A 9,042-nucleotide genomic window follows, 5' to 3' on the forward strand; every position below is an offset into this window, starting at 1 on the left:
CCTATTCCGGAGGAATTGATAGCACCCTGGTAGCAAAAGTGGCTTATGATATCTTAGGCGATCGCGCTTTAGCTGTCACCGCCGAATCTCCCTCCTTGCTACCGGAAGATTTGGAGGATGCTAAAGTTCAAGCTGCTGAAATTGGCATTCCCCATCAAGTAGTTCAAACTCACGAAATCGAAAACCCGAATTACGCTTCTAATCCGGTGAATCGCTGCTATTTTTGCAAAAGCGAATTGCACGATACCCTCAAACCTTTGGCGCTAAGTTTGGGTTATCCTTATGTAGTGGATGGAGTCAACGCGGACGATTTAAAAGATTATCGTCCGGGAATACAGGCGGCGAAAGAAAGAGGTGCTAGGTCGCCTTTAGCAGAAGTCGGTATAACTAAAGCAGAAGTGCGAGAAATTTCCAAACATTTAGGTTTACCTTGGTGGGATAAACCCGCGCAACCTTGTCTGAGTTCTCGCTTTCCTTATGGCGAAGAAATTACTGTCGCCAAGTTGCAAAGAGTTGGCAGATCCGAACTGTATTTGCGAAAGTTGGGTTGGCGAAATTTGCGCGTGCGTTCTGAAGGCGATACCGCGCGAATTGAATTACCGCCAGAACAAATAAAAGAGTTTGTCTTAACTACCGAATTACCTGCTTTGGTATCTGCTTTTCAGTCATTCGGCTTTGTTTATGTGACCTTAGATTTGGAAGGTTATCGCAGCGGAAAACTGAATCAAGTGTTGACGCCACAAGTCCGCAATTCCACATATTCAGCACTTGACATCAGTTGACATTAACCTTCAAAAGTGCTTAAATCAAAGTTCGATCGTGAGTGAGCGAATATTTATCGAGGTTTGATGCAAAAGTGGGGTTTATTCCCTCCGGCATAATTGCCCCACGCAGACAGGCATGGCTGAGATTTGCATCACTCAGGTTGACATCACTAAGGTTCGCGTTCGTCAGGTTGGCCTTAGTTAAATTTGTTTCAGTTAAATTTGCCCCTGTTAAAATTGTATCTGTGAGATTTGCATGGCTCAAATTTGTCCTCGTCAGGTTAGCCTTAGTTAAGTTAGCACCGCTCAAGTTAGCGCCACGAAGATTCACGTTCTTGAAATTTGCTGCCATCAGGTTCAGATTTCTGAAATCCCGTTGTCCTGCATTATAGCGACTTAAGAGTTCTTTGATATTCATAGGGGTGTTTGAAATGTTGAGAGGGGGAAGTAATCTGCTCTTCTTAATTCTCAGGTCGCAGGCGGTAGGTGAGTACCGAGATTTTAGCGCTAGGAACGAAGTAGCTTTCGATCAACTCTTTGTCCTTAAGATGTTGCAGAGCTTGAACCAGGACAGTATACTTTTTACCAATAAGGTCAAAGAGCTGACCCCGGTTTTTGTCCCCATGCTTGAGCGCTTCCAGAATGATTTCTTCGGTAGAATTGGGTTCGGTTTGAAGATTCAATAGTGAACGCGCCTCCGACGCAGGTTATGATTGGCAATTGCTTTGTGCTTGCGTTTTTCAATAAGCTTTTCAAAGTGAAGATGGTTCCTCATCTTAAGGAAAATTTCCAGGTGAGAAAGTTTTCGCTTTAATTGACCTATATATGACTCAATAGTTTTATTTTGACCCGGCATTGCTTGGATAATTCCATCAATTGAAGAATAAACTGCATTAGGCCGGGATATGGGCGATCGAGTTGGCAAGCACTTGTTAAAAACGATAGACTCAGCGCCTACTCTCAAGACAGGAAAGTTAAAACTTTTGTCGAGAGAACTTAGTAGCGCCGTTGAGAGCCGCCTCTATTTCCCCAGCTTCCTCCAGAAGAACCTCTTTCTTCACGAGGTCTTGCCTTATTTACCTTCAGGTCGCGTCCCATCCATTCAGCACCGTTGAGGGCTTCAATAGCAGCTGTTTCTTCTGCTTCTGTATCCATTTCGACAAAGGCAAATCCACGCAAACGACCTGTTTCTCTGTCTGTAGGCAACTGAACGCGCTTTACCGTACCGTATTCAGCAAAGGTTGTATTGAGGTCATCCTGGGTAACGTCGTAGGATAGATTGCCGACATAAATTGACATGAAGTGTCTCCAAAATCAGTAAGTGTAGAGAGTTAGATTCGGAGAAACGCTTTTCAAACGAATTACACAGCCGAAAATAATCCTTAGTAAGGATAGTAGCATAATATTTTGGGAAATACGTTGCCAATAGTAAATTTGCCCAAAAGCAGATGGATAAAGGCTGATAGCTCTATGGCTGCCGAGAATCGAAGGATATCGATCGGCTACCAACTCACAAGATTTTTGTTCATCGTCCATAATGGAAGTACCTATTAAGCCAAACAGTTCGGTAGGGCAGGCTGAATCTTCAAAGCTTCATATCCGGTCGATCGCTATAGTCAGCCAACGGCTTAACCTACCTAGAATTTTGTGTGCTGGAGTTGTTGTTCGATCGAGCAGGAGAGTGTATTTCTCGCGCTGAATTTTAAGAAAAAAGTTTGAGGATACGTGCCATAAACGCTTATGGATAGGCCGATTGTGGATGCACATATGTCTGGCTGCTGAGATTTGGCACTATTGTCAATAAGGCTGGAAAAAGCTGGTTTATGAACGAAGGATAAAGGTTGTACCTTTCCAATTTTGCAATAAACCAGTTTTATAAGCGTGGTGCAAGATTGAGAGGCTGCCGAAAAAACTTCAACAGACCCCAGTTAAACCGAATGTATTCTGACAATTCGAGGTAGGGGATAAGTATTTGAACGCATTGGGCAATAAATATATGTCTATTTCTGCAACTTTAGTACACCAGGCTCAACCCAACTTTACCAGGGATACGATCCGAAGCTACCTACTCGAAATTGGTCGAATCCCCTTGTTGACAAAAGAGCAAGAAATCATTTACGGCAAAGAAGTTCAGCAGATGATGGCTATATACGAGCAAAAAGAAGTGCTAACTCAGAAGTTAGGTTGCGAGCCAAGTGCTGAAGAGTGGGCTGAGCAAGCTCATCTGGATCGGGCCGAAATGATGTCTGTTTTGGCCAAGGGAAAACAAGCGAAGCACAGGATGATTGAGGCTAACTTACGTCTGGTGGTCTCTGTGGCAAAGAAATACCAGAAGCGGGGCGTTGAGTTTTTGGACTTGATTCAGGAAGGTACTCTGGGTCTGGAGCGGGGTATAGAGAAATTTGACCCCAAACAAGGCTACAAGTTGTCTACTTATGTGTATTGGTGGATTCGTCAAGGGATGACAAAAGCGATTTCCCAGCAAGGTCGTACAATTCGGCTCCCCAGTCACATTTATGAAAGGCTCACCAAAATCAAGAAGATTCAAAGGCAACTTTTTCACGATCTCGGTCGTAATGGCACCCCATCGGAGATTGCACAAGTCCTAGAGATAGAGACCTCGGAAGTTAGGAAATTATTGCTGATAGCGCGACGACCTTTTTCTTTAGATTTACGAGTGGGAGAAAATCAGGACACGGAATTTGTTGAGATGCTGGAAGATGAGAGTCCTTCGCCAGAAGAGTATATGATGGGCGAAGCATTGCGTGATGAGGTTGGCCAATTGTTAGCAGAGCTGTCTCCTCGGCAACGGGAAGTAGTTATACTACGCTTTGGTTTAGAAAACAATCAAGCCCAGAGTTTGCAACAAATCGGAGAACTGCTAGGGCTCAGTCGCGAACGGGTTCGTCAGATTGAGATGCAAGCCTTAGCTAATCTGCGTCGCCATAGGAGTAGGGTGCGCGAGTATCTTGTAATTTGATTTCGATCGCGGCAAGGGGATTTAAGTACAGATCCGCTTATTCCCAATCTGCCTTTTTTTCAACTTTGACGTTGCGATCGCATCAGGCATACTATTTTTTTATTTCCCATACAAATACTTTTTATTTCCTTTTTGCGTCGCTCGTCTTGCCGTAATCGTTTGAGATGATGGCTAGTCACACTTTAGTGAAGTGTATAAGCAAGTTTGCTCTGCGGAACCTCATGTAATATCTACAATTGCTCTAAGCAAAAAACGCATAGCTGTGCATCTTTCATGGGGCTAAATTTTAGTTGACGAACTCTAAACTGTATTAAATAATACAAACAATTATTAACTAGCGATCTACAGGTTCTGGTTTTTGGTAAAAGTTAAACATAAAGTATAAATACCTGGTCAGGACAAACTAGGTTTAACCCTATTTTCCAAGAGTAGGTGCTTAATATGAAGAATGGCAAAACTTACGAGTTGGATTCTCTGAACCTCAAAAGCTTAAGTCGGTTGGCTTATAACTTTTCCCAAATCGGCAATTACCAGATGAATGGCAAGGCATTCGGACTGGAGGCTTTAGGTATAAAAAATCCAGGTAGAGTGTATAATAACCTATCAGTACCTGAGCTAGTAGAACATACTCTAGCACGGCGAGAAGGAGTTTTAGGAGAAAACGGGGCTCTTTTTGTCAAGACTGGTAAATACACGGGTCGATCGCCTAAAGATAAATTCATCGTTGACGAACCGAGCGTCCATGACGAGGTAGATTGGAATGGAGTAAACGTTCCTCTTTCTGTGGAGAAATTCGATCTGCTCTATAAGCGAATGCTTACTTATATCCAAGGCAGAGATTTGTATGTATTTGAAGGTTACGTTGGAGCGGATACCCAATACCAACTTGGGGTGAGAGTCATTAACGAACTACCTTGGCAAAATTTATTTGCCCATCAAATGTTCCTGAGACCAACAGCAGAGGAACTGAAATATTATCGCCCAGACATTACCGTTATTGCGGTTCCGGGTTTACAGGGAGACCCGGATATTGATGGCATCAACAGCGAAGCATTTATCGTTCTCAATTTAGTAAAAAGAATTGTCTTAATTGGCGGTTCTCACTATGCTGGCGAAATTAAAAAATCCGTTTTCTCGTTCATGAATTACTTAATGACGAAACGGAATGTTTTGCCGATGCACTGTGCTGCCAATATGGATGAACAAGGTAATACAGCTTTATTTTTTGGACTTTCTGGCACTGGCAAAACTACTTTATCTGCCGATCCGACACGTCGGTTAATTGGAGATGACGAACACGGGTGGTCAGATCGTGGCATCTTTAATTTTGAGGGAGGATGTTACGCGAAGACAATTCGGCTTTCTCAGAAAAACGAACCGCAAATATGGGAAGCTATTCACTTTGGTGCTTTGCTGGAAAACGTAATTTTGGATCGAGAAAACAGACTGCCAAATTACAACGATGATAGCTTGACGGAAAATACGAGAGTCGCCTATCCAGTTGAATTTATCCCCGATTGCGTTATTCCTGGCGTTGGCGGTCATCCTAAAACTGTGCTTTTCCTAACAGCTGATGCTTTTGGAGTTTTGCCACCTATTGCGAAATTAACCAACAGACAGGCGATGTATCACTTTATGTCCGGTTACACGAGCAAATTGGCAGGTACGGAACGAGGTGTTACGCAACCGGAAACTACTTTTTCATCCTGTTTTGGTAAACCGTTTTTGCCATTACCGGCGACTGTTTATGCGGAGATGTTGTACGATCGACTGATCGAACACGATGTTGATGTTTACTTGGTGAATACGGGTTGGACTGGTGGGCCATACGGTATTGGCAGTCGTCTTGAAATTAAACAAACTCGTGCTATGGTGTCGGCTGCTCTCAACGGTCATTTAAATCAAGTCAGATTTCATCACCATCCGATTTTCAAAATTTTAGTTCCGGAAACTGTGCCTGGGGTTGATAGCGATATTTTAGACCCTGCAAAGACTTGGTACGATCGCGCAGCTTACGAGCGACAAGCGAAAGCGCTGGCGAGGAGTTTTGTCGCCAACTTTAAGCAGTTTCATTGCGTTCCTCTGGAAATTATGGAAGCCGCTCCAGAATGCGAATAAGTTTTTTCTCGATTGAAAGTTGAAGTGATGATTGGATTTCCTCTATCTATTCCGTAGGGTGGATATTTTCCACCCTATTTTTTAAATGTGATGCCGCGTTATTTCTAGATGAGTGTGGTTACAGTGGAAACAAAAAATATAAATATATACATATAAACTTTATAAAAGTATACATTTTTTCATCAGTGACATAAAGCGCTGGGATACATTTCACTCCCCCGCTCGATCGTCCTAGAATAAGTGGTACTTGTGAAGTGGCAGGAGAAAAACAAGTGGGATTAAAGCTGGATCGAGTGATTCCGTGGGGGCGATCGATGCAGGAATATGTCAGGATGTTTGACCTGACGCTCGATCGACTACCGCAGGCAATTCTGGATTGCGGCGGTGGCCCAGCTAGTTTTAACGTTGAGATGACCCGTAAAGGATACAAAGTTGTTTCATGCGATCCGATTTATCAGTTTAGTGCTGATGAAATTGCCCAGCGAATTGAGGATACTTACCAAACTCTTATTAAAGGTGTTGAGGCAAATGCGGACTCGTATGTTTGGCAGGAAATCCTTTCACCAGAACAACTGGGGCAAGTGCGAATGGCAGCGATGCAACAATTTTTGGCAGACTTTCCACTGGGGCTTCAAGAAGGGCGCTATTTAACAGAAGGTTTGCCTGTGCTGCCATTCAATAAGAATCAGTTTGATTTAGCGTTATGTTCTCATTTTCTGTTTACTTACTCCGATCGACTTTCAGAGGAATTTCATCTTGCTTCGATTTTGGAAATGAGTCGAGTTGCTAGAGAGGTGCGGATTTTTCCTATTTTGAATATTTCGGGAGAAGTATCGCCTTTACTCCAGCCTGCGATCGATAAGTTGGAAATGCGGGGATACAAGCTGGAAATCAGGCAGGTGGCTTATGAATTTCAAAAAGGCGGCAATCAAATGTTGCGTGTGTTTCCGCCAGTGTGAGTATTTAAGTGGCATTCACTTCTACGGGAATGAGGTAGCATCCGTTAATTTTCCAACTGCCGTCAGGTTGATTTTCCATCAGGTAAAGTGCCCTGATCGGTACACCATTGCGATCGAGTAGCAAGACTGCTTGAGCTAAATTTCCGTTGACTAGGGCAAGATCGTCAAATACGACCGATCGCGGACGATACACTGGTTGGTAATGATTCCTTACCATCTCCATAAATTTTTCGGGATCTTGGAATGTTGCCTGAATTGCGGGACTTGCAAACGAGAAGGCTGTAACGGCGTCGTCGTTTTGAAACGCTTGCAGTTGGCTTTCGACAACACAGCGGATGGTAACGCGATCGCTGTCGGTGATTTGCATATATTACTCCTCGATGGATAAAGTGCTGCTAGTAACCGGCCTAACTAAATTATAAAAAGTGTAATGCCTTGGCGAAAACCGGCACAGAGGTATCTCTATCTCCGAGGGATGTCCCTAAAGCCTGGGGCTTGGGGATGGGAATGCGTTTGTCTGCTGGCGATCGCACTATGAAGTTAAACGAAGTTTTGATGTGGGAATAATAAAATTAGCAAAGTTCTGAAACAGGGGCAATATGGTAACTTACGTCAATTTAAGGAAAACCGGTACAGGCTGGGAATTTGAGAATGAGGATGTTTTGGAAGATTTCGTCTGGGCTAATTTAACACCCCTATTCGGCTTAACTCCTCTGAAGCGTCAATATATTGTAAACGAGCAAAGGTGCGACATTTTAGCGCTGGGTGAGAATAGGCAGCTAGTCGTACTGGAGTTGAAAAATGTGGAAGATAGGTATGTTGTTAACCAGCTAACTCGCTATTATGATGTTTTGCGCGAAGAGAAACCTTTCAGCGAGCAAATAGACTACGATCGACCGATTGGGTTAATTGCGATCGCGCCAAGTTTTCATAAAGATAACTTTAGAGATAGGAAGTATTGTCATCTGGATATACAATTTTTACAGTTTGAGATTTTGGTAGATGGCGAAAGATTTCATTTACAGTTGAAAGATGTGGATACTGGGAAACTTTCACAAGTAGATATTCCACATCGAGAAAGAGAAAGCACTGATAACATACCCAGTCCTCCCAGAGCGCTTCTTAACCTTTTATCTAAATTTCCTGATGCTGATAGTCAACTGTTATTGCAGATGCGGATAAAGATAATGAGTTTTGATAAACGAATACAAGAGCAAGTAAATTCTGGGACTTTTAGCTATGGGAAGGGAAAGAGTAAACTATGTGCCGAAATTTCTAGTAAAAAAGATACATATGGGAATCGAATCAGACCATGCCTAATTTTGTGGTTACCCATTTCGCCGAATCTAAATAAATATAATAGCTGTAAAAGACTGGGAAGAATGATAATTTCAAGTAGATCGTTTCCCAGAGATTCATTTCTTAGTCATCTTGATGAATATTCCTATGTTGCCTACAAACCAAAGGAGTCGCGCTCTCATTCTGCTAATCAGTATTGGACGGTTGAACAATACATACGTTTATATTTAGGGACAAAAGAAGATGTATATCCTCCTTTAGGAAAGATAGATATGGTTGATTTTTTAGTTGAACTAGCTTTAGCAGAATGGATTAAAAGAATTTAAAAATTGCTGACATAAAGCCCAAAAGTAGTGTTAATATCTAGTTGACCATTGAGAATAAAAAAATATGGAATTACAAGAATTGAAGAAACAAGCATACAAATTATCGGTGATCGATCGCTTAGCTTTAGTGGAAGCGATGGTTCAATCACTTGCGGATGAACTCGAACCACGCTTACCAGTGCCAGCAGGAGTATTGGAACGATTGCGCGGCAGCCTGAAAACAGATGCACCACCCTTAAATGATGCCGAAATTCAGGTTATGTTAGAAGAATGCTTGGAGGAAAAGTATCTCTAATGCGGATATTGCTGGACACCAATATCATTCTTGATTTTATGCTGGAGCGAGAGCCATTTTTCAATGATGCTAACGCTATAGTACAAAAAATAATCTCTAGAGAGGTGGAAGGATATGTAACGGCAACAACTTTAACCAATATCTTCTACATTGCCAGAAAGATCAAAAGTATTGAGATTGCCAAGCAGTATATTGCTGACATTCTTGCACTTATGCGAATCTGCCCGGTTAACCGCCGCGTCTTGGAGGGAGCCTTATCATCTAATTTGAGAGATTTTGAAGATGCTGTACAACTTGCTTG

General features: G+C 42.6%; 13 protein-coding genes. 8 read left to right on the forward strand and 5 right to left on the reverse strand.

Annotation, left to right across the window (positions count from 1 at the left end; translation table 11 throughout):
- On the forward strand, nt 1-782 hold a 782-nt coding region (gene larE, locus H6S82_RS09455), incomplete at its 5' end, for an ATP-dependent sacrificial sulfur transferase LarE (protein WP_191056171.1).
- Between the two features lie 19 nt (nt 783-801).
- On the opposite strand, the gene H6S82_RS09460 is transcribed toward larE, so the two are convergent.
- The 4 genes from H6S82_RS09460 to H6S82_RS09480 form a co-directional block, all read right to left on the reverse strand.
- Complete coding sequence (locus tag H6S82_RS09460; RefSeq protein WP_190463204.1) at nt 802-1,182, reverse strand: pentapeptide repeat-containing protein; 381 nt, start codon at nt 1,180-1,182, stop codon at nt 802-804.
- Nucleotides 1,183-1,225: 43 nt separating this feature from the next.
- The gene (locus tag H6S82_RS09465) at nt 1,226-1,447 is read right to left on the reverse strand and encodes a hypothetical protein (protein WP_191056172.1); all 222 of its coding nucleotides are present in this window, start codon (nt 1,445-1,447) and stop codon (nt 1,226-1,228) included.
- Between the two features lie 313 nt (nt 1,448-1,760).
- Nucleotides 1,761-2,063 (reverse strand): RNA-binding protein, encoded by a 303-nt coding sequence (locus H6S82_RS09475; protein ID WP_190463202.1) that lies wholly within the window; start codon nt 2,061-2,063, stop codon nt 1,761-1,763.
- Between the two features lie 15 nt (nt 2,064-2,078).
- Nucleotides 2,079-2,300, reverse strand: coding sequence for a hypothetical protein (locus tag H6S82_RS09480; RefSeq protein WP_190463200.1), 222 nt, complete (start codon nt 2,298-2,300; stop codon nt 2,079-2,081).
- Nucleotides 2,301-2,760: 460 nt separating this feature from the next.
- Between H6S82_RS09480 and H6S82_RS09485 the strand changes: the two genes are divergently transcribed.
- The 3 genes from H6S82_RS09485 (at nt 2,761) to H6S82_RS09495 (ending at nt 6,821) form a co-directional block, all read left to right on the forward strand.
- Complete coding sequence (locus tag H6S82_RS09485; protein WP_190463198.1) at nt 2,761-3,744, forward strand: RNA polymerase sigma factor, RpoD/SigA family; 984 nt, start codon at nt 2,761-2,763, stop codon at nt 3,742-3,744.
- A 441-nt stretch (nt 3,745-4,185) separates the two neighbouring features.
- Nucleotides 4,186-5,862, forward strand: coding sequence for a phosphoenolpyruvate carboxykinase (ATP) (gene pckA / locus H6S82_RS09490; protein ID WP_190463196.1), 1,677 nt, complete (start codon nt 4,186-4,188; stop codon nt 5,860-5,862).
- 272 nt (nt 5,863-6,134) lie between these two features.
- Nucleotides 6,135-6,821 carry an SAM-dependent methyltransferase gene (locus tag H6S82_RS09495; RefSeq protein ID WP_190463194.1) on the forward strand — a complete coding sequence of 229 codons (687 nt, stop codon included), beginning with the start codon at nt 6,135-6,137 and terminating at the stop codon, nt 6,819-6,821.
- Nucleotides 6,822-6,825: 4 nt separating this feature from the next.
- Here H6S82_RS09495 and H6S82_RS09500 read toward each other — a convergent pair whose 3' ends face one another.
- The gene (locus tag H6S82_RS09500; RefSeq protein ID WP_190463192.1) at nt 6,826-7,188 is read right to left on the reverse strand and encodes a DUF4864 domain-containing protein; all 363 of its coding nucleotides are present in this window, start codon (nt 7,186-7,188) and stop codon (nt 6,826-6,828) included.
- 68 nt (nt 7,189-7,256) lie between these two features.
- Between H6S82_RS09500 and H6S82_RS33935 the strand changes: the two genes are divergently transcribed.
- The 4 genes from H6S82_RS33935 to H6S82_RS09515 form a co-directional block, all read left to right on the forward strand.
- Entirely contained in the window at nt 7,257-7,388 is a 132-nt protein-coding gene (locus tag H6S82_RS33935) for a hypothetical protein (RefSeq protein WP_255512187.1), read from the forward strand.
- A 32-nt stretch (nt 7,389-7,420) separates the two neighbouring features.
- Nucleotides 7,421-8,446, forward strand: a complete 1,026-nt coding sequence (locus H6S82_RS09505; RefSeq protein WP_190463190.1) for an endonuclease NucS domain-containing protein — start codon at nt 7,421-7,423, stop codon at nt 8,444-8,446.
- A gap of 64 nt (nt 8,447-8,510) precedes the next feature.
- A complete protein-coding gene (locus H6S82_RS09510) occupies nt 8,511-8,741 on the forward strand; it encodes a hypothetical protein (protein WP_190463187.1) in 231 nt (76 codons plus the stop codon).
- Nucleotides 8,741-9,042 (forward strand): PIN domain-containing protein (locus H6S82_RS09515; protein WP_191056173.1); only part of this gene is annotated, 302 nt, incomplete at its 3' end. The genes H6S82_RS09510 and H6S82_RS09515, both read left to right, overlap by 1 nt.

The organism is Planktothrix sp. FACHB-1355 (genome assembly GCF_014748295.1).
GTDB classification, from domain to species: Bacteria; Cyanobacteriota; Cyanobacteriia; order Cyanobacteriales; family Aerosakkonemataceae; genus Aerosakkonema; species Aerosakkonema funiforme_A.

Bases quoted from the DNA above. Each gene is read 5' to 3' on its own strand.
- H6S82_RS09460 (WP_190463204.1), bottom strand. From the start codon at position 1,182: ATGAATATCAAAGAACTCTTAAGTCGCTATAATGCAGGACAACGGGAT.
- H6S82_RS09475 (WP_190463202.1), bottom strand. From the start codon at position 2,063: ATGTCAATTTATGTCGGCAATCTATCCTACGACGTTACCCAGGATGAC.
- pckA (WP_190463196.1), top strand. From the start codon at position 4,186: ATGAAGAATGGCAAAACTTACGAGTTGGATTCTCTGAACCTCAAAAGC.
- H6S82_RS09510 (WP_190463187.1), top strand. From the start codon at position 8,511: ATGGAATTACAAGAATTGAAGAAACAAGCATACAAATTATCGGTGATC.
- H6S82_RS09480 (WP_190463200.1), bottom strand. From the start codon at position 2,300: ATGGACGATGAACAAAAATCTTGTGAGTTGGTAGCCGATCGATATCCT.
- H6S82_RS09505 (WP_190463190.1), top strand. From the start codon at position 7,421: ATGGTAACTTACGTCAATTTAAGGAAAACCGGTACAGGCTGGGAATTT.
- H6S82_RS09500 (WP_190463192.1), bottom strand. From the start codon at position 7,188: ATGCAAATCACCGACAGCGATCGCGTTACCATCCGCTGTGTTGTCGAA.
- H6S82_RS09485 (WP_190463198.1), top strand. From the start codon at position 2,761: ATGTCTATTTCTGCAACTTTAGTACACCAGGCTCAACCCAACTTTACC.